17 protein-coding genes are annotated in these 19618 nt (G+C 62.1%); 14 read left to right on the top strand and 3 right to left on the bottom strand.

Features of this window, described 5'->3' with window-relative positions; genetic code table 11:
• Window positions 1–92: 92 nt before the first annotated feature.
• Window positions 93–1472 carry an NAD(P)-binding domain-containing protein gene (locus LU684_RS00135; RefSeq protein ID WP_060518311.1) on the bottom strand — a complete coding sequence of 460 codons (1380 nt, stop codon included), beginning with the start codon at window positions 1470–1472 and terminating at the stop codon, window positions 93–95.
• A gap of 545 nt (window positions 1473–2017) precedes the next feature.
• On the opposite strand from LU684_RS00135, the gene LU684_RS00130 reads away from it, so the two are divergent.
• Entirely contained in the window at window positions 2018–3217 is a 1200-nt protein-coding gene (locus LU684_RS00130; RefSeq protein ID WP_232893986.1) for an NAD(P)/FAD-dependent oxidoreductase, read from the top strand.
• 229 nt (window positions 3218–3446) lie between these two features.
• Window positions 3447–5072 carry a methyl-accepting chemotaxis protein gene (locus tag LU684_RS00125; RefSeq protein WP_023047059.1) on the top strand — a complete coding sequence of 542 codons (1626 nt, stop codon included), beginning with the start codon at window positions 3447–3449 and terminating at the stop codon, window positions 5070–5072.
• Window positions 5073–5210: 138 nt separating this feature from the next.
• On the opposite strand, the gene LU684_RS00120 is transcribed toward LU684_RS00125, so the two are convergent.
• Entirely contained in the window at window positions 5211–6614 is a 1404-nt protein-coding gene (locus tag LU684_RS00120; protein WP_096426188.1) for a purine-cytosine permease family protein, read from the bottom strand.
• A 317-nt stretch (window positions 6615–6931) separates the two neighbouring features.
• On the opposite strand from LU684_RS00120, the gene LU684_RS00115 reads away from it, so the two are divergent.
• The 10 genes from LU684_RS00115 to LU684_RS00070 all read left to right on the top strand — a co-directional run bounded on the left by LU684_RS00115 (window position 6932) and on the right by LU684_RS00070 (window position 16514).
• Window positions 6932–7417: a flavin reductase family protein gene (locus LU684_RS00115; RefSeq protein WP_023047057.1), complete on the top strand. Its 486-nt coding sequence runs from the start codon at window positions 6932–6934 to the stop codon at window positions 7415–7417.
• Between the two features lie 75 nt (window positions 7418–7492).
• Window positions 7493–8533 carry an LLM class flavin-dependent oxidoreductase gene (locus LU684_RS00110; protein ID WP_016487517.1) on the top strand — a complete coding sequence of 347 codons (1041 nt, stop codon included), beginning with the start codon at window positions 7493–7495 and terminating at the stop codon, window positions 8531–8533.
• Window positions 8534–8856: 323 nt separating this feature from the next.
• Window positions 8857–9453 (top strand): amino acid synthesis family protein, encoded by a 597-nt coding sequence (locus LU684_RS00105; protein WP_232893985.1) that lies wholly within the window; start codon window positions 8857–8859, stop codon window positions 9451–9453.
• Between the two features lie 68 nt (window positions 9454–9521).
• Window positions 9522–10355 (top strand): alpha/beta fold hydrolase, encoded by an 834-nt coding sequence (locus LU684_RS00100; RefSeq protein WP_016487518.1) that lies wholly within the window; start codon window positions 9522–9524, stop codon window positions 10353–10355.
• Window positions 10352–11833, top strand: coding sequence for an aldehyde dehydrogenase (locus LU684_RS00095; RefSeq protein ID WP_016487519.1), 1482 nt, complete (start codon window positions 10352–10354; stop codon window positions 11831–11833). Before LU684_RS00100 ends, LU684_RS00095 begins: the two co-directional genes overlap by 4 nt.
• Before the next feature lie 12 nt (window positions 11834–11845).
• The gene (locus LU684_RS00090; protein WP_232893984.1) at window positions 11846–12331 is read left to right on the top strand and encodes a flavin reductase family protein; all 486 of its coding nucleotides are present in this window, start codon (window positions 11846–11848) and stop codon (window positions 12329–12331) included.
• A 62-nt stretch (window positions 12332–12393) separates the two neighbouring features.
• Entirely contained in the window at window positions 12394–12783 is a 390-nt protein-coding gene (locus tag LU684_RS00085; protein WP_023047056.1) for a carboxymuconolactone decarboxylase family protein, read from the top strand.
• A gap of 88 nt (window positions 12784–12871) precedes the next feature.
• Window positions 12872–13624, top strand: a complete 753-nt coding sequence (locus LU684_RS00080) for a GntR family transcriptional regulator (RefSeq protein ID WP_016487522.1) — start codon at window positions 12872–12874, stop codon at window positions 13622–13624.
• 2 nt (window positions 13625–13626) lie between these two features.
• Window positions 13627–14190, top strand: a complete 564-nt coding sequence (locus LU684_RS00075; protein WP_016487523.1) for an NUDIX hydrolase — start codon at window positions 13627–13629, stop codon at window positions 14188–14190.
• Between the two features lie 122 nt (window positions 14191–14312).
• Window positions 14313–16514: a GAF domain-containing hybrid sensor histidine kinase/response regulator gene (locus LU684_RS00070; RefSeq protein ID WP_095115119.1), complete on the top strand. Its 2202-nt coding sequence runs from the start codon at window positions 14313–14315 to the stop codon at window positions 16512–16514.
• Here the strand turns inward: LU684_RS00070 and LU684_RS00065 are convergent.
• Window positions 16507–17121 carry a LysE family translocator gene (locus LU684_RS00065; RefSeq protein ID WP_016487525.1) on the bottom strand — a complete coding sequence of 205 codons (615 nt, stop codon included), beginning with the start codon at window positions 17119–17121 and terminating at the stop codon, window positions 16507–16509. The two genes, LU684_RS00070 and LU684_RS00065, sit on opposite strands and share 8 nt — an antisense overlap.
• A gap of 111 nt (window positions 17122–17232) precedes the next feature.
• Between LU684_RS00065 and LU684_RS00060 the strand changes: the two genes are divergently transcribed.
• Entirely contained in the window at window positions 17233–17685 is a 453-nt protein-coding gene (locus LU684_RS00060) for an Lrp/AsnC family transcriptional regulator (RefSeq protein WP_016487526.1), read from the top strand.
• Between the two features lie 351 nt (window positions 17686–18036).
• Window positions 18037–19449 carry a purine-cytosine permease family protein gene (locus tag LU684_RS00055; RefSeq protein ID WP_016487527.1) on the top strand — a complete coding sequence of 471 codons (1413 nt, stop codon included), beginning with the start codon at window positions 18037–18039 and terminating at the stop codon, window positions 19447–19449.
• The last annotated feature ends 169 nt before the right edge of the window (window positions 19450–19618 follow it).

The following is a 19618-nucleotide window of genomic DNA, read 5'->3' as shown; positions in this document are numbered from 1 at the left end:
AGCTTTGTCGCAAATGATACGCGGGGAGTGCCAGCACGGCAAAACACTTCCCCGCTTGCCGCGCATCCTGATCACAAGGTCAGGCTCGGCGGCTACCTGCGCAGCACCTTCACCTCTGCTTGCTTGCCGTCCGTTTCGCGCAGGTACTCCTGCATCGAGTCGTCCATGGCCTGCATCCAGCGGGTATGGTGAGGCACTGCTTTGGTGCCGGTGATCACCGAGCGGTAGGATTTGTCACGGTAGCCCATGATGTCGTGCTTCTTGTCGGTCTTCCATTGCAGGAAGATGCGGTTCACCGCATCGATGTCGAAGCGCGGGTAATCCGTCTGCTCGATCAGGTGCTTGATGTATCGGCCCTGGAATTCATACATCGAAGCAGTAGTTGCCAGCCGCCCCTCATCCTCGCGCCAGCGCGCACTGTCAGCCTGCATGACCGCCTTGGCCGGCAGCTTGATGCGCCCCAGCATGTAGTCACGAGCAAACCACGCCTGTGCATCGAACAGGTTGAAGCTGTACCACAGGTCCTGCATGCCCAGGTAAAGCAGTTGCGGGTTTTGCTCCCACACCACGCCTTGGTACAAGCCGGCAGGCCACAGGCGGTTGTTGGTCTTGAGGGTGAGTTCATCGGGCAGGAACGGGAAGTGATGCTGGTAGCCCGTGCACAGGATGATCGCATCTACGCGCTTGTTCGAGCCATCGGCGAAGAACGCCAGGTCGTTTTCGACGCGGACCAGTTGCGGGCGCTCTTCCCAGCCCTTGGGCCATTTGTAGCCCATCGGCTGGGTACGGTAGGCCGTGGTGATCGAGCGCGCACCGTACTTGTAGCACTGCGAGCCGATGTCTTCGGCCGAGTAGCTGCTGCCGACAATGAGCAGGTCCTGGCCGTGGAATTCCATGGCTTCGCGAAAGTCGTGAGCGTGCAGGATACGCCCGGTGAAACGTTCGAAGCCTTCGAACTCCGGCACGTGCGGGGTAGAAAAGTGCCCGCTGGCCACCACCACATAATCGAACACCTGCTCGATGCCAAGCCCCGCGCCGTAGTCGTGGGCGCTGACGGTGAACTCGCGGGTGCTTTCATCGAAGCTGACATGCTTGACCACCGTGTTGAAGCGGATGTAGTCGCGCACCCCAGCCTTGTTTACGCGGCCCTGAATGTAGTCCCACAGCACCTCGCGCGGCGGGTACGAGGAAATCGGCCGGCCAAAATGCTCATCAAAGCTGTAATCGGCGAACTCCAGGCATTCCTTGGGGCCGTTGGACCACAGGTAGCGGTACATGCTGCCGTGCACCGGCTCGCCATGCTGGTCGAGGCCAGTGCGCCAGGTGTAGTTCCACATACCGCCCCAATCGGCCTGTTTTTCGAAGCACACGATTTCGGGCATGGGCGCGCCCTGGGCATGGGCGGATTGGAAGGCACGCAGTTGCGCAAGGCCGGACGGGCCGGCACCGATGATAGCGACACGAAGAGTCATAGTGATTCCTGAACAGTTGAACGCTGAAAAAATGCAAAGGCTCCCCAACCCCAAACGGCAAAAGACCGGGGGTGGTGAAATTCAGGCGCTACGGTGCAGGTGGGGGGACGGGGCGTTTGCGCATCTGGGTCAGCAGAATGTTGACCGGCGGAATCGACAACACGTGGTACAGATTCGAAAGCGGAGAGAGGGTCATGGGGGCGGGCCCGTATCCATCTGCGCAAGGCGCGAAATGGGGGCCTGAAGGGCGGAAGATACGTGTGATCTCGTGCATGGGGGGCTGAAATGGCCTCTTTTCTTTATGGTTTCTTTTTTATCTATAACGGATGGGGGTGGGGATAGCAAGGTTTGCGGCCCTGCCGCCGGCAGCCAAGACAGCACCAAGTACGGCCTTTGCGTTCGTTCGTCCTCGGGCTCGCCTCATCGCAACGATGAAAAAAACTTGCAGAGACAAACTACGACCAATAGAGTCGTAGTTATTCGAGCGGCACCTATCGTGCGATCGAAGCCACCGTTTTCATCCCCGACCTTTGCGGAGCACCTGCATGAAATCCAACATCCTGATCATCGGTGCCGGCTTTGCCGGTGTGTGGAGCGCCCTGAGCGCCGCCCGGCTACTCGACCAAGCCCAGCGCGACGACCTGAGCATCAGCGTGCTCGCGCCGCAAGCGGAACTGCACATTCGCCCGCGCTTTTACGAGGCCAACGCACACACGTTGAAGGCCCCCGTAGGTGAGCTGTTCACTGCGGTGGGCGTGCATTTCATCACCGGTAACGCCCAAGCCATCGACGCCGATGCGCGCACCGTGAGCTACATCGACAGCCAAGGCCAGCGCCACCAGATCAGCTACGACCGCCTCATCCTCGCCGCTGGCAGTCAGGTAGCGCGCCCAGCAGTCCCGGGGCTGGCCGAGTACACCTTCGACATCGACAAGATGGAGTCGGCCGTACGCCTTGAGCAGCATCTGACGGGCCTGGCTGCCCTGCCCCCTTCACCTGCCCGCAATACCGTGGTGGTCTGCGGTGGTGGTTTCACCGGCATCGAAACGGCCACCGAAATGCCCGCCCGGCTGCGCGCCATCCTCGCAGGCGCCGATGTGCAGGTGCTGCTGGTTGACCGTGGCGCCAGCATCGGCGCGGCATTGGGTGCAGGCATCAAGCCGTCGATTGTTGCCGCCTCGCAGGTTGCCGGCGTCCAGTGGCTGACTGGCACCTCGGTGGTGGCTGTCGATGCCGGTGGCGTCACCCTGGACAACGGCGAGTACATCGCCAGCAACACCGTGATCTGGACCGTCGGTGTCAAGGCCAGCCCGCTGACCGCTCAGGTTGCCGGCGAGCGTGACAACTTCGGCAGGCTCAAGGTCGACGGGCACCTCAAGGTCATTGGCCAGGACCACATCTATGCGACCGGCGATACTGCCTGGGCTGCTGTGGACGAAGCTGGCAACCACGCCCTGATGACCTGCCAGCACGCCATCCCGATGGGTCGCCACAGTGGCAACAACGCCATGGCCGACCTGCTGGGGCTGGCACCTGTGGTGTACCGCCAGCCCAAGTACGTCACCTGCCTCGACCTGGGTGAGTGGGGGGCGGCGTACAGCGAAGGCTGGGAACGAGAATTGAAACTGCAGGGCCAGGAAGGCAAGCACCTCAAGCGCCAGATCAACTCGGTGTGGATCTACCCGCCGGCAGCTGACCGCACCTTGGCGTTGGCAGCTGCCGACCCGATGATTGCCATCGTTTGATGCGAGAAAACCTGACAAAACCGTCAAAAAACGTCGGTTTTGTCAATTATTTCGTTACATTGAATGACTGTTCAACAATGATGGCCATATGGCATCATTCAAAGAAAACAATGCAAGAGGGTGAGAAAAATCTACTAACCCGCAGTGCATCAAGAGCCTGGCGCCACCTCGGTGTCCTGGCTTTGCAGCCAGCTCCTGACGCCTGCACGCCACCGTCAAGGAGCATTCCATGCAGTTAAGGAATTTGAAAATCGGCATTCGCGCTGCCAGCGTGTTTGCCCTGCTGGGCGTCCTGGTCCTGATCATGGGCCTTATCGCACTTTACGAAACCCGCCAGATGGACACGGCCACCGACGAGATCCGGGTCACCTGGATACCCGCTGTGGTAGCGCTGGGTGACATCAGCAGCAACCTCGGGCGCGCCCGCGCCGTTACCCTGCGGGCCGCGCTGGACGATAACCCCGGCGAGCGCACACGTAACCTGCAGATGCTCGAAGCCATCAATGCCGAGCTCAAAGGTGGCCTGAAGGACTACGCCGACACCATCATCGCGGCCGACGACCGTGCCCTTTTCAACACCTTCAACGACGGGTATCACCAGTACCTCGAACTGCAGCTGAAAGTGCTGCAGGACATTGCTGCAGGCCGCATGGACGAGGCAAAGCAGCAGATCAGCGGCCCGCTCACCCAACGAGCCGACAGCATGATGAAGGCCTTGACGGCGCTGATCGACTACAACAGCAAGGGTGCCGAAGATGCCTCGCAGCGCAGCAGCGATGTAGCGGACGAAGCATTTAACGCCATCATCTTCTCGTTGCTTGTGATCATGCTTGCCCTGGCCGCGATGGCTACCGTGCTGACTCGCAGCATCGTGGTGCCTCTGGCCGATGCAGTGGCCGTGGCCGAACGTGTGGCCACGGGCGACCTCACCCAGGAAATCCGCGTCACCGGCCGCGACGAGCCCGCCTTGCTGCTGCGCGCCCTGAGCCGCATGCAAGGCAGCCTGCGCGACACCATCCGCAAGATCGCCGCCTCGTCCGACCAGTTGGCCTCAGCCTCGGAAGAACTCCACACCGTCACCGAAGACACCAGCCGCGGCCTGCATCAGCAAAGCGCCGAAATCGACCAGGCCGCCACGGCTGTCAACCAGATGACCGCAGCAGTCGAGGAAGTGGCGAACAATGCAGTCAGCACTGCGGACGCCTCCAAAGGTGCCGACCAGACCACCCGCGATGGCCGTGACCGGGTCAACCAGGCACTGGCGTCCATCCAGCACCTGGTGGCCGATGTGACCGGCACCTCGGTCGAGATCGAACAGCTGGCCAACAATGCCAATGAGATCAGCCGTGTGCTGGATGTGATCGGCGCGATTGCCGGGCAGACCAACCTGCTGGCACTGAACGCCGCTATCGAAGCAGCCCGCGCCGGCGAGGCAGGCCGTGGCTTTGCCGTGGTGGCCGACGAAGTCCGCGCCCTCGCCCACCGCACCCAGCAGTCGACCGCAGAGATCGAGCAGATGATTGCCGGCATCCAGAACGGTACCGAGCGGGCCGTGACGGCGATGCACAGCAGCCAGGGGCGTGCGACGGGCACGCTGGAAGTGGCCCAGGGCGCCGGTCAGGCGCTGGAGGTGATTGCCGAGGCGATTGCGTCGATCAACCAGCGTAACCTGGTGATTGCCAGTGCTTCAGAGGAGCAGGCGCAGGTGGCGCGCGAAGTGGACCGCAATTTGGTGAACATTCGTGATCTGGCGATGCAGACCTCAGCGGGGGCCAACCAGACCAGCGCGGCGGCACAGGACTTGTCGCGGTTGGCGGTGGACCTGAATGGCATGGTGGCGCAGTTCAAGGTTTGATCGGATATAGCCGGGGCTGCTTTGCAGCCCATTCGCGGGGCAAGCCCGCTCCCACAGGTTCACTCCATTGCTTTGGTTGAATCTGTGGGAGCGGGCTTGCCCCGCGAATGGGCCGCAAGGCGGCCCCCATTGCAACTGTCAGTCGTTGACGCTGATAACCCGCGCACTGTTGACCGCCTGCCCCCGCGTCGCCAGGCAGTAATACAACGGCACCGTCACCAGCAACCCGAACAGCCAGGACAAGTCCGCCCCTTCGACAATGTTCGAATACGGCCCCACATACAGGGCGGTGTTGGCAAACGGCAACTGCACCAGAATGCCGCAGGCATAGGCAATGATCGCGTGGTGATTGAAGCGACCATAGATGCCGCCATCAGCGCTGAAGATCGAAGGAATGTCGTACTGGCCCTTCTTGATCAGATAGAAGTCGATCAGGTTGATCGAAGCCCACGGCACCAGCACCAGCAGCAACGCCAGGATCAGGCCGATGAAGTGGCCGATGAAGTCCGCCGAGGCGTTCAGCGCGACCATCCCGCAGCCCAGCAGAATCACCGAGGCCAGGATTACCCGCACCTTGATGCTTGGCGTCCATTCGGCAAAGAACGTCTGAATAGCAGTGACGATCGACAGCACCGCGCCATACAGGTTAAGGGCGTTATGGCTGATGATATTGAGCAGGAACAGCACCATCAGGATCGGGCCCAGCCAACCGGTAGCCTGCTTCACTGCGTCCATGGCGTCAGTACCTTCCGGTACGCACAGCACCGCCACGGCACCAAAGCTGAAGCACAGGATGGTGCCCAGGGTCGCGCCAAAGTAAGTGGCCCAGAACGGCTTGGCAATGCCCACTTCACGTGGCAGATAACGCGAATAGTCGGACGTGTACGGCGAGAAGCTGATCTGCCAGATGGTGCCCAGTGACACGGTGGCGATAAAGCCCGACAGATTGAATGCACCACGGCTGAAGAAGTCGGCCGGCAGCTCCTGGGCGAACATCATGATGAACCCCGCCAGCAGCGCAGAGCCCATCACCCAGGTACCGATGCGGTTCAAGACATGGATGAAGCGGTAGCCGATCACGCCAATGGCCGTGGCGCTCAGGGCACCGATCACGATCGCGCCCGGCATCGGCATGCTCGGGGCGATGCCGTGAATGGTCTTGCCCGCCAGGACGATGTTGGAAATAAAGAAGCCGACATAGATCAGTGCAGTGAAGAACACGATCAGCAAGGCGCCGTAGCGGCCGAACTGGCCACGGCTTTGCACCATCTGTGGAATGCCCAGCTGCGGTCCCTGCGCAGAGGCAAGGGCGATGACCACGCCCCCGACCAGATGGCCCAGCACAATGGCGATCAGCCCCCACAACAGGTTCAGGTGGAACACCTGGACCACCATGGCGCCGGTGACAATTGGCAGTGGCGCAATGTTGGTACTGAACCAGAGGGTGAACAGGTCGCGCGCCTTCCCGTGGCGCTCGGCAGGTGGAACGTAATCGACCGTGTGATTCTCGACAAACGGGTGTTGCGATGACGGTTGGGACATAGGATTCAGCTCGAAAGGTCGTTTTTATCGTTGTAAGGAAACCGCATCTAGGCGGCCTCTCAGCTGCGGACCATATTATGGTATTCCAAACTTTTGACAACACTGATCCGCACGAAAAAGCGTCCACTGATCTGCTTTGCAAACCCATCCAACAAACCGCGTCACCGCTCTAAGCCACGGTATACGTGGCCTTTAGCCGTTCATCGTGTAAACCTCGGGCATTAAAATTCCGCTTGCAAAATAGGTATTACGGTATACCATCAGACACATCAACGATAAAAACCGCGGACCACCGCAGCCTTTTAGAGGTATTCCCGATGATCGACGCAACCGTCTACAAGAACGTCCTGGGCTCCTTCCCGTCCGGCGTTACCGTCATCACCACCCTGGACGATGACGGCTCGGTTGTCGGCCTGACCGCCAGCGCCTTCTCCTCCCTGTCGATGGACCCGCCGCTGGTGCTGTTCTGCCCCAACTACACCTCCGACTCCTACCCGGTGCTGATGAAACAGAAGCGTTTTGCCATTCACCTGCTCTCGGGTGAACAGCAAGCCGAAGCCTATGCGTTCGCCAAGAAGGGCAAGGACAAGGCCAGCGGCATCGAGTGGTCCATGAGCGAACTGGGTAACCCGATCCTGGCCGGCGCCACCGCCGTCATCGAATGCGAACTGTGGCGTGAATATGAAGGTGGCGACCACGCCATCATGGTCGGCAAGGTGCATAACCTGATCGTGCCCGAAGAAGCGCCCCGGCCGATGGTGTACTGCCGCGGCAAGATGGCCAGCCTGCCGGCCTTTGCCTGAAGCCTGTTCTGAATCGAGACCACTGGCGCCTCCCCTGCCAGGCGCCAGCCCCTTTCAAGCGTTGAGGAAAGCCCCATGAAATTTTCGTTGTTCGTACACATGGAACGTTGGGATGAACAGGTCAGCCACCGCCAGTTGTTCGAAGACCTGACCGAACTGACCCTGATGGCCGAAAACGGCGGTTTCAGCACCGTGTGGATTGGCGAGCACCACGCCATGGAATACACCATTTCGCCGAGCCCGATGCCGCTGCTGGCCTACCTGGCCGCGCGCACCGACAAGATTCGCCTGGGTGCCGGCACTATCATTGCGCCGTTCTGGAACCCGATCCGCGTCGCCGGCGAATGCGCCCTGCTCGACGTGATCAGCAACGGCCGCATGGAAGTGGGCCTGGCCCGTGGCGCCTACCAGTTCGAGTTCGACCGCATGGCCAATGGCATGCCAGCCACCGACGGCGGCAAGGCGCTGCGCGAGATGGTGCCGGTCGTACGTAAGCTGTGGGAAGGCGACTACGCCCATGACGGCGAAGTGTACAAGTTCCCCACCTCCACCAGCGTGCCGAAACCGTTCAACGCGACGCCGCCGATGTGGATCGCCGCCCGCGACCCGGATTCGCACAACTTCGCCGTGGCCAACGGCTGCAACGTCATGGTCACCCCGCTGATGAAGGGTGACGAAGAAGTACTGGACCTGAAGAACAAGTTCCAGGCCGCTCTGGACAACAACCCGGACGTGCCGCGCCCACAACTGATGGTGCTGCGCCACACCCACGTGCACAGCCCGGCCGAGCCGGAAGGCTGGAAAGTCGGCGCGCAGGCCATCTCGCGCTTCTATCGCACCTTCGATGCCTGGTTCGGTAACAAGACCGTTCCGGTCAACGGCTTCCTGGAGCCGAGCCCGGAATCGAAGTTTGCCGAAGTGCCGGCGTTCCAGCTGGAGAACATTCGCAAGAACACCATGATCGGCACGCCGGAAGAAATCATCGCGCGCATCAAGTACTACCAGGAGCTCGGCGTCGACGAGTTCAGCTTCTGGTGCGACAACAGCCTGCCCCACGCCGAGAAGAAGAAGTCGCTGGAACTGTTCATCAAGGAAGTGGTGCCGGCGTTCGCCTGAATTCCCATTGCCTGAATCATTGCGGGACGCGCCCGCTCACGTGGGCCCCTTCAGCCTGCGTGAGCGGGCTTTTTTTTGACACCTTTACTGGCCCTATCGCCGGCAAGCCAGCTCCCACATTGCCACTACAGGCTCTGAATGCAGCGCGGTACCTGTGGGAGCTGGCTTGCCGGCGATAGGGCCAGTACAGACAGCAGCGAAATCAAGGCATCAGGCCACCTTTCGTCCCCCGACAAGAGAAATTTCCTGACACCTCTTGCACAACAAATATTATGGTATACCATCAGACAACAAGAGCTGATAACCCTCACCAGGAGCCCTCCATGAGTTTCAAAATCCGCAAGATCGTCACCTACTCCGAAGAGACCCGCATCGAAGGCGGCAAGGCCACCGACAAACCAGTGACCATGGTCGGCCTGGCCGTCGTGATCAAGAACCCATGGGCCGGTCGCGGTTTTGTTGAAGATCTGAAGCCGGAAATCCGCGCCAACTGCTCGGAGCTGGGTGCACTGATGGTCGAGCGCCTGACCGCTGCCATTGGCGGTGCCGACAAGATCGAAGCCTACGGTAAAGCGGCCGTGGTCGGCGCCGACGGCGAAATCGAGCACGCCTCGGCTGTGATCCACACCCTGCGCTTCGGCAACCACTACCGCGAAGCGGTGCAGGCCAAGAGCTACCTGAGCTTCACCAACAAGCGCGGCGGCCCCGGCACCTCGATTCAGATCCCGATGATGCAGAAGGACGACGAAGGCCTGCGTTCGCACTACATCACTCTGGAAATGCAGATCGAAGACGCCCCGCGCGCCGATGAAATCGTTGTGGTGCTGGGCGCTGCCGACGGCGGCCGCCTGCACCCGCGCATCGGCAACCGCTACATCGACCTGGAAGAACTGGCTGCCGAAAAAGCCAACGCTCAATAACAACAACCAAGACGGGCCGGGGCGTGGCGTGCTTTCCCGCCGCGCCCGACCTTCAAGGAGCGCCCTCCATGATTCAGCCTGTCGCTGAACGTACACCTGCCGGCACCAGCTACCTGTCCGTAGGCCAGGGCCAACCCGTGGTACTGATCCACGGCGTGGGCCTGAACAAGGAAATGTGGGGCGGCCAGATCGTTGGCCTGGCCAACGACTACCGTGTCATCGCCTACGACATGCTCGGCCACGGTCAAAGCCGCGTGCCGGCTGCCGACACGCCGCTGCAAGCCTACGCCGACCAGCTCGCCGAGCTGCTCGACCACCTGCAAATTCAACAAGCGACCGTGATCGGCTTCTCCATGGGCGGCCTGGTTGCCCGTGCATTCGCCCTGCACTACCCGCAGCGCCTGACTGCACTGGTCGTGCTCAACAGCGTGTTCAACCGCACCCCCGAGCAAAGTGCCGGCGTGATCGCCCGCGCTGCCCAGGCAGCGGAGCTGGGCCCCGACGCCAACGTCGATGCCGCCCTGGATCGTTGGTTCAGCCGTGAATACAAGGCTGCCAACCCGGCGCAGGTCGCCGCCATTCGCCAAGTGCTGGCGAGCAACGACCCGCAGGGCTACCACACCACGTATTCGTTGTTCGCCACTCAGGACATGTACCGCGCTGACGACCTGGGCAGCATCCAGGTGCCGACGCTGATCGCCACGGGCGAACTCGATTCGGGCTCCACCCCGGCCATGACCCGCCAGCTTGCCGCCAGCATTCCGGGTGCGCACAGCGTGGTCCTCGCCGAGCAACGGCATATGATGCCGGTAGAAGCACCCCGTGAAGTCAACAAGATGCTGCTGGACTTCCTCGCGCAAGCCCGCACCCTCACCGAATCCGCCAAGGGGATTGTTGCATGACCCTCGTTCGTTTCCAGATGTGCATCGACGGCCAATGGCGCGATGCCCAGAGCGGCAAGACCTTCGACAGCCTCAACCCGGCCACCGCCCAAGCCTGGGCGCAGCTTCCCGACGCTGACGAAACCGACGTCGAGCTGGCCGTGCAGGCCGCCCAGCGTGCCTTCGACAGCAAGGAATGGCGCAGCATCACCGCCACCGCGCGTGGCAAGCTGCTGCGTCGCCTGGGTGACCTGATTAGCGAGAACAAGGAACACCTGGCCCAGCTGGAAAGCCGTGACAACGGCAAGCTGATCCGCGAAACCCGCGGCCAGGTCGGCTATCTGCCAGAGTTCTTCCACTACACCGCAGGGCTGGCCGACAAGCTTGAAGGCGGCACCCTGCCGCTGGACAAGCCCGACCTGTTCGCCTACACCGTGCACGAGCCCATCGGCGTGGTTGCCGGGATCATCCCGTGGAACAGCCCGCTGTACCTCACCGCGATCAAGCTGGCCCCAGCCCTGGCTGCCGGCAACACCATCGTGCTCAAACCGTCCGAACATGCCTCGGCGACCATCCTCGAGCTGGCCCGTCTGGCCCTCGAAGCCGGCTTCCCGGCCGGTGTGGTCAACGTGGTCACCGGCTACGGCCCGACCACCGGCGCGGCACTGACCCGCCACCCGCTGGTGCGCAAGATCGCCTTCACCGGCGGCGCCGCTACAGCCCGCCATGTGGTGCGCAGCAGTGCCGAGAACTTTGCCAAGCTGTCGCTGGAGCTGGGCGGCAAGTCGCCGAACATCATCTTCGCCGACGCCGACCTGGACAGCGCCATCAACGGTGCCGTGGCCGGCATCTATGCCGCCTCCGGGCAAAGCTGCGTAGCCGGTTCGCGCCTGCTGGTGCAGGACGAGATTTTCGACGAATTCGTAGAGCGCCTGATTACCCGCGCCAAGCGCATCCGCATCGGTAACCCGCAGGACGACGCCAGCGAAATGGGCCCTATGGCCACCGCGCAGCAGTTGGCCGTCGTCGAAGGCCTGGTGGCTGCGGCCAAGGCTGAAGGTGCCAAGCTGCACATGGGCGGCAAGCGTGCCGAGGTCGAGGGTGACGGCTGGTTCTACGAGCCGACCCTGTTCGAGTGCGACAGCAACTCGATGACCATCATGCAGGAAGAAGTGTTCGGCCCTGTCGCCGCGGTCATCCGCTTCAAGACCGAGGAGGAGGCCCTGGAAATCGCCAACGACTCGCAGTTCGGCCTGGCCGCCGGCATCTGGACCCGTGACCTGGGCCGTGCTCATCGCCTGGCCCGCGACGTGCGTTCGGGGATCATCTGGGTCAACACCTACCGCGCCGTGTCGGCCATGGCGCCAATTGGTGGTTTCAAGAACAGCGGCTACGGCCGTGAGAGCGGCATCGATTCGGTGCTGGCCTATACCGAGCTGAAGACCGTGTGGATCAACCTGTCCACCGCGCCGATGCCCGACCCGTTCGTGATGCGCTAGGAGGAACACAAGATGATCGAACCCGGCATCTACAAAGACGTGATGGGCTCTTTCCCGTCCGGCGTCACGGTAGTGACCACCCTGGACGCCGACGGCGCCATCGTCGGCATCACCGCCAGCGCCTTCAGCGCATTGTCGATCGACCCGGCGCTGGTACTGTTCTGCCCCAACTACGCCTCCGACACCTACCCGATCCTGCGTGACAGCAAGCAGTTCGCGATTCACCTGCTGTCCGCCGAGCAGACCGCTGAAGCTTACGCCTTCGCCGGCAAGGGCAAGGACAAGGCCAAGGGCGTCGAGTGGCATTTGAGCGAGCTGGGCAACCCGCTGCTGGCCAAGGCGACCGCGATCATCGAGTGCGAACTGTGGCGCGAGTATGACGGTGGGGACCACGCGATCATCGTCGGTGCAGTGAAGAACCTGGTGTTGCCGGCCGAGGCGGTGACGCCGATGGTGTACCACAAAGGCAAACTGGGCGCCCTGCCGCCCCTGGGCTGACCTTGAGACCGCCGGGGCCGCAAAGCGGCCCCCGTTCCCTTTTTTCTTCCGGAGTACGGCACATGAGTAACGAGAAGTACGACAAAGGCCTGGCCATCCGCACCCAGGTGCTGGGCGAGGACTACGTCAACCGCTCGATCCAGAACGCCGACGAGTTCACCAAGCCATTGCAGGAACTGGTCACCGAATACTGCTGGGGCCACGTCTGGGGCCGCGAAGGCTTGTCGCTCAAAGAGCGCAGCATGATAAACTTGGCCATGATTTCCGCGCTCAACAGGCCCCACGAGCTCAAGCTGCACATCCGCGGCGCATTGCGCAATGGCCTGAGCCGTGAACAGATTCGCGAAATTCTGCTCCAGGTCGGCATTTATTGCGGCGTACCCGCGGCGGTGGACAGTTTCCGCCTGGCCCGTGAAGCGTTTGCCGAAGCCGATGCGGAGTCAACCCGTTAACAACGGGCTGTTCGAACCACTGCATGGAAAGCCTCGGTTCGGGGCGTTCCGCGATGTTGGCGCAACAGCCTCATAAAGAGCGCTCCTGATGAAACGCCAGCCACTCGACGACAGCTTCAAGGTCAACCGCAACCCCGTTACCCTGCGCGAAATCGTGCTAGACAAGCTGCGCGCCGCAATCATGAACTTCCATCTGCTGCCCGGCGACCGCCTGGTGGAGCGCGACCTCTGCGACCGCCTCGGCGTCAGCCGTACCTCGGTGCGCGAAGCCCTGCGCCACCTGGAGTCCGAAGGCCTGGTGGAATTCGCCGACGCCAAAGGCCCGCGTGTCGCCATCATCACCCTGGAAGACGCCCGCGACATCTACGAGCTGCGCTGTGTGCTCGAAGGCCTGATCGTGCAGCTGTTCACCCTCAACGCCAAGGCCAAGGACATCCGTGCCCTGGAACGCGCGCTGGAGGTGAACCGCGAAGCGCTGGAAGAAGGCGAGCTGCAACAGGTGCTGGATTCGGTACAAGGTTTCTACGACGTGCTGCTGGAGGGCTCCGGCAACCAGGTGGCGGCCCAGCAACTGCGCCAGTTGCAGGCGCGCATCAGCTACCTGCGCGCCACCTCGGTGTCGCAAGAAAACCGCCGCGGCGCCAGCAACCGCGAAATGGAAAAGATCGTCGAAGCCATCAAGGGTGGTGACCCGCTGGTGGCCCACCAAGCTTCGGTCGACCACGTCCGCGCTGCCGCCAAGGTGGCCCTGGACTACCTGCGCCAGAAGCAGGATGACAACACCAAGGTGCGCGACATCGTCGAGCCCCTGGCCCTGAAGGAACCTCGCATAGGCCGCTGATCATGCCCAACGCCCCCCGCTACTGCCCGCACTGCACCACGGAACTGGCCCGGGGCGTTCCCACAGGCGACACCCACGAACGCCTGCACTGCACCGGCTGCGGCTACATCCATTACATCAACCCGAAGATCATCGCCGGCTGCATCATCGAGCGCGATGGCAAGTACCTGTTGTGCCAGCGCGCCATCCCGCCGCGCCCCGGCACCTGGACCTTGCCGGCCGGGTTCATGGAAGCTGGCGAGACCACCGAGCAGGCTGCACTGCGCGAGGTCTGGGAAGAAAGCGGGGTGCGTGCCGACATCGTCTCGCCCTACTCCATCTTCAGCGTACCCAGGATCAGCGAGGTGTACATCATCTTCCGCGCCGTCGTCGCCGAAGAAACCGGGCACTACGGGCCGGAGACCCTGGCATACAAGTTCTTCGAGCCCGACGAGATTCCGTGGGACGACATCTACTATCCGGCTATCCGGCAGATTCTCGAGCGCTACATCCTTGAACGGCAGGCCGGGGTCTACGGGATCTACATGGGCAATGACGACACTGGCAAGGTGCACTTCATGCGCTAGCCTGTGCCGGCCTCTTCGCGCGTGAACCCGCGAAGAGGCCGGCACAGGCCACCACAAAATGCTCGCCAACCGTCTATTCTCGGTGCACCCTAAGGCCTTGTGTTAAAGGACCGACAGAACAAATGGCGAAATGGCTAGACGGCGGCGGGCTGATGGCCGAACGCATCCGCAACCACAACTGGGCCGCCACCCCCCTGGGGGCATTGGAACATTGGCCTGACGCCCTGAAGACCACCATGGCCCTGTGCCTGGCTTCGCGTTTTCCGCAGGCGGTGCTCTGGGGCCCTGACCTCATCACCCTGCACAACGATGCTTTCATCCCGATTCTCGGGCGCAAGCCCTCGGCCTTGGGTATCCCCTTCCGCGACGTGTGGCATGAGGCCTGGGCCGATATCAGCAAAATGGCCGACTGTGCGTTGTCCGGCGAAGCGGTGTACATCGAAGACTTCCCACTGACGATCGACCGCAACGGCGGCCCGGAGCAGGCTTATTTCACCTTCTGCTACAGCCCGATTCGCGGCCTGGATGGCGAAGTGCTTGGCATGCTCGATACGGTTACCGAAACCACCGCCGGTGTGGTCACCAACCTGCGCCTCAACTTTCTCGACAGCCTCGGGCGCGCCGTGGCCGACGCCACCGACCCCGACCAGATCATGGCCATCACCACGCGCATGCTGGTCGAGCACCTTGGCTTGTCCAGCTGCGCCTATGCGGTAATGGAGCCGGACGAGAATGGCTTCACCATCTGCGGCGATGCCGTAGCACCCGGCTCCCCACGCCTGGTGGGCCAATATCACCTGCATGATTTCGGCCGCCTGGCGGTCAGCCGCCTGCGCAGCGGCCTGGCGTTGGTGATCAATGACAACCTTCGCGAACTGGCCGCTGACGAAGCGGCGACATTTCAGGCCATCGGCATCACCGCTACTGTCTGCATGCCGCTGATCAAGGCTGGCAGGCTGACCGCGCTGATGGCGATTCACGACCGTTTTCCCCGGGAATGGACCGACTACGAGCAAGCGCTGATCAGCGAGGTTACCGAACGTTGCTGGGCGCATATCCAGCGGGTTCAGGCCAATGCTGAAGTGCGTGAGGCGATGGCAGCGCTGGAGGCGCTCAACGCCAACCTTGAGCACCGCGTGGAAGAACGCACGACCCAGCTGCTGCACACCGAAGCCGTGCTGCGCCAGGCACAAAAGCTGGAAGCCATCGGCCAGCTGACAGGTGGCGTTGCCCACGACTTCAACAACCTGCTGACCATCATCCGTTCCTCGCTGCACTTCCTGCAACGCCCCAACCTCGACGAGAAGCGTCGCGAACGTTACCTCAAGACCATATCCGACACCGTCGACCGTGGTGCCAAACTAACCGGTCAGCTCCTGGCCTTCGCCCGCCGACAGGCCCTCAGCCCACACGTGTTCGAGGCAGGACCACGGTTGGAAGCGATGGCTGACATGCTCGACACCGCCACCGGCGCACGCATCCAGGTCGAGCTGCAGTTACCGCCTGCGCCGTGCCACATCCGCGCCGACCTCAGCCAGCTGGAGAACGCAGTGATCAACCTCATGCTCAACGGCCGGGATGCCATGGCCGGCGAAGGTGTGTTGCAACTGCGCCTGCAGGCCGATCAGCGCCTGCCGGCCTTGCGCGGCCAGCCGTCCCTGCCAGGCCCATTCGCGGCGATATCCGTGAGCGACAGTGGTACCGGTATTGCCGCCGATTTGCTGGAGCGCATCTTCGACCCGTTTTTCACAACCAAAGCTGCAGGTGAAGGGACCGGGCTTGGGCTGTCGCAGGTGTTCGGCTTTGCCAAGCAGTCCGGGGGGGATGTAGCAGTGACCAGTGCCCCCGGCCAAGGCACAACGTTTACCCTTTACCTGCCGCAGGAGGACCCGCCCGCTGCCCCGTCGGAAGACGCCTCGGCCGGCAGCCTGCTGCAAGCACAGAGCGAGCGGCGACGGATACTGCTGGTAGAGGACAATTCCGACCTGGCCCGCTTCAGCGCGCAGATCCTTGAGGACCATGGTTATCAGGTCAGCTGTGCACGCTCGGCGGAAGAGGCGCTGGCGCAGTTGACTGGCCCGGCGGGCGGTTTTGATGCGGTGTTTTCCGATGTGGTCATGCCCGGCATGGGTGGGTTGGCACTTGCCCTGGAGCTGCGCCGTCAGCGCCCGCAGCTTCCGGTGATCCTTACTTCGGGCTACAGCGATGCAATTGCCGAAGGCGGGCACCAAGGGTTTACCTTTCTGGCCAAGCCTTACTCGGCAGAACAGCTGTGCCAGACGCTCGGGAACGTCCTGGCCCCCTTGCCTCACGGTGTCAGTTGATTTGCCCGGCAATCAAGCCCAGGGCCACCGTAATCATCGCCACCCCCGACACCCGCCCGACCAGCTTCGCCGCCCCCGGCCGGGTACTCAACACGGCTTTGGCGCCATAGCCGACCAGTGAGTAGATCACCAGCGAGCTGCACAGGTGCACCAGCCCCAGCAGCAAGATCTGCAACGGCACTGGCCAGTTCGACTGTGGGTCGGTGAACTGCGGCAGCAAAGCCAGGAACAGCAGGAAAACCTTCGGGTTCAGGCCGCTGACGCAGAAGCCCTTCAACGCCCAGCGCGAACCCGAATCCCCCGCACCGCCCTGCCCGGCTGCCGGCAATGCCGGGCTCAACAACAGGTTACCACCCAGCCACAGCAGGTAGCTGCACCCCGCCAGGGTGAGCAAGGTCAGTGCCAATGGGTGGCCTGCCAGCAGGCTGCCTACCCCGGCCGCCACCACCAGCGTCGCCAGGCAATGCCCCGACAACATGCCCGCCACCGCGGGCATTACCCAGCGCCCACGCATGCCTGCCGAAATGGCGTAAGCCCAATCTGCGCCCGGGGTAATCACGAACAGCATCGACACGGCCCAAAACGCCGTCAGCACACTGATAGCCACTTGAATCTTCCTTATCTACTGCCTTGGGATGTCGAAAGATTACGGATTCCGCCCGGGGATTTTCTTTCGTATATTCCCTGCAATCGCTCAATGACTGGAAGATCCTTCTCAATGGACAGAACTGATAGAAAAATGCTTGCCGAGCTGCAAAAAGACGGTCGGCTATCGGTAACCGAACTGGCCGACCGCGTAGGGCTCAGCCTGTCGCCCTGCCATCGGCGCTTGAAGGCACTGGAAGAATCCGGGGCGATTCTGGGCTATCACGCCCGCCTGGCGCCGAGCGCCCTGGGGCTGAATTTTGCCGCGTTGGTGTTCGTGACCCTGCGCGAGGTGACCCGGCAGCCGGTGGCGGATTTTGAAGCGGCACTTTCGGAGATTCCGCAGATTGTCGAAGCACAGCGGTTATTCGGCGACCCGGATTACCTGCTGCATGTGGTGGCCAAGGACCTGCCGGCGTTTCAGAAGCTGTATGACGAGCACCTGACCAGCATTCCCAATGTGAAACGCCTGAGCTCAACCCTGGTGATGAAGGAAGTGATCCAGGACCGGTTGTTGCCGATGTAGCTCTATTGCCTGTACTGGCCCTTTCGCGGGCTAGCCCCGCGAAAGGGCCAGTACAGGCAACCATTCAGCTGCCCTGCAAATGCGCACGACGCACCATCAAAGCCCACCGCGTTCTGCCGAAACAGGGCTCAACCCCTCTACTTCAAGCCCTGCCGCCAACTGGCACCGTCCTTGCTACCGTCCCCCGCTTAAGCTTTTGTCAGCCTTAGGTTTTTTAAGGTTTATGGGTACATATTTACTAATTTCTCGTTATCCCCGCGCCCCGCATCATCCCTCCAACAAGAACGCGTTGCCCATCGCCGGCACGCCCCCGGGCAGCTCCCGATGCCCTACCTTGCCTTGGAGTCAGTCATGACCAGTGCAGCCAATTCGGCACCCCTGATAGAAAAACACACAATCGGCTACGTGCCCCCGCAAGACCGCCATGGAAAGGTAAGGGATCTGTTCACACTGTGGTTCGGCGGCAACATCGCCCCGCTGCCCATCGTCACCGGCGCGCTGGGCGTGCAGCTGTTCCACCTGAACCTGATATGGGGCATCGTCGCCATCCTGGTCGGTCACCTGGTCGGGGGGGTGCTGATGGCACTGCACTCGGCCCAGGGCCCGCAAATGGGTATCCCGCAGATGATCCAGAGCCGCGCCCAGTTCGGCACGCTCGGCGCGCTGCTGGTGGTGGTAATCGCCGGCGTCATGTACATCGGCTTCTTCGCCTCCAACATCGTGCTCGCCGGCAAATCGCTGCACGGTGTGGTCGATGCCGTACCGGTGCCGGTGGGCATCGTCATCGGTGCCTTGGGTTCAGGCATCATCGGCATCATCGGCTATCGCTTCATCCACGTGCTCAACCGCATTGGCACCTGGGTACTGGGCATCGGTATCGTGGTCGGCTTCGGCTACATCTTCAGCCACGTGCAAAGCGACGACTTCCTCACCCGCGGCGGCTTCAACCTGGCCGGCTGGTTGGCCACCGTGTCGCTGGCGGCGCTGTGGCAGATCGCCTTTGCGCCCTATGTGTCGGACTACTCGCGTTATCTGCCGGCAGATGTGAAAGTCAGCTCGACGTTCTGGACAACGTACCTGGGCTCAGCCCTGGGTTCGAGCCTGTCGTTCATCTTCGGCGCCGTGGCGGTACTGGCGATTCCGGCCGGGATGGACACCATGGATGCGGTCAAGCTGGCCACCGGTACCCTGGGCCCGATCATGCTGGTGCTGTTCCTGCTCAGCGTCATCAGCCACAACGCCCTCAACCTGTATGGCGCTGTACTGTCGATCATCACCCTGGTGCAAACCTTCGCCTATCGCTGGATCCCCACCGCCAAAAGCCGTGCGGTGCTGTCGCTGATCGTGCTGTCGGCCTGCTGCGTGGTGGCGGTGTTCGCCTCGGCAGACTTCATCGGCCACTTCGTCGACATGGTGCTGGTGCTGCTGGTGGTGCTGGTACCGTGGACGGCGATCAACCTGATCGACTTTTATGCCATCCACAAAGGTGACTACGACATCCAGTCGATCTTCCAGGTCGATGGCGGTATCTACGGGCGTTACAACCCACAGGCGTTGATAGCCTATGCGGTAGGTATCGTGGTGCAGATCCCCTTCATGAACACGCCGCTGTATGTCGGGCCGATTTCCGAGCACATCAACGGGGCTGACCTGTCGTGGCTGGTAGGGCTGGCAATTACCTCACCGCTGTACTGGTGGCTGGCCAGCCGTGACAGTGCCTACCGTCGTCGGCAGACAAGTGCCAAGTTGGCCATGGGACACTGATTCAACCTGTAACGGCCCTATCGCCCAGCCTCACCACGAAGCAGTACACGAAGGTGAACGCCACCCCCTTGAGCTGCACCAGTGCCTGCCCAATGGGCGATACGCCCTCGACATAGCCTCCCAGCGATGGCGCTGATATGGGCGATTGGGGTGCCTTGGGGCTGCTTTG

Source organism: Pseudomonas sp. NMI542_15 (assembly GCF_021283425.1).
Classification (GTDB): domain Bacteria; phylum Pseudomonadota; class Gammaproteobacteria; order Pseudomonadales; family Pseudomonadaceae; genus Aquipseudomonas; species Aquipseudomonas fortuita.
This window is presented reverse-complemented; position numbering and strand designations above follow the sequence as displayed.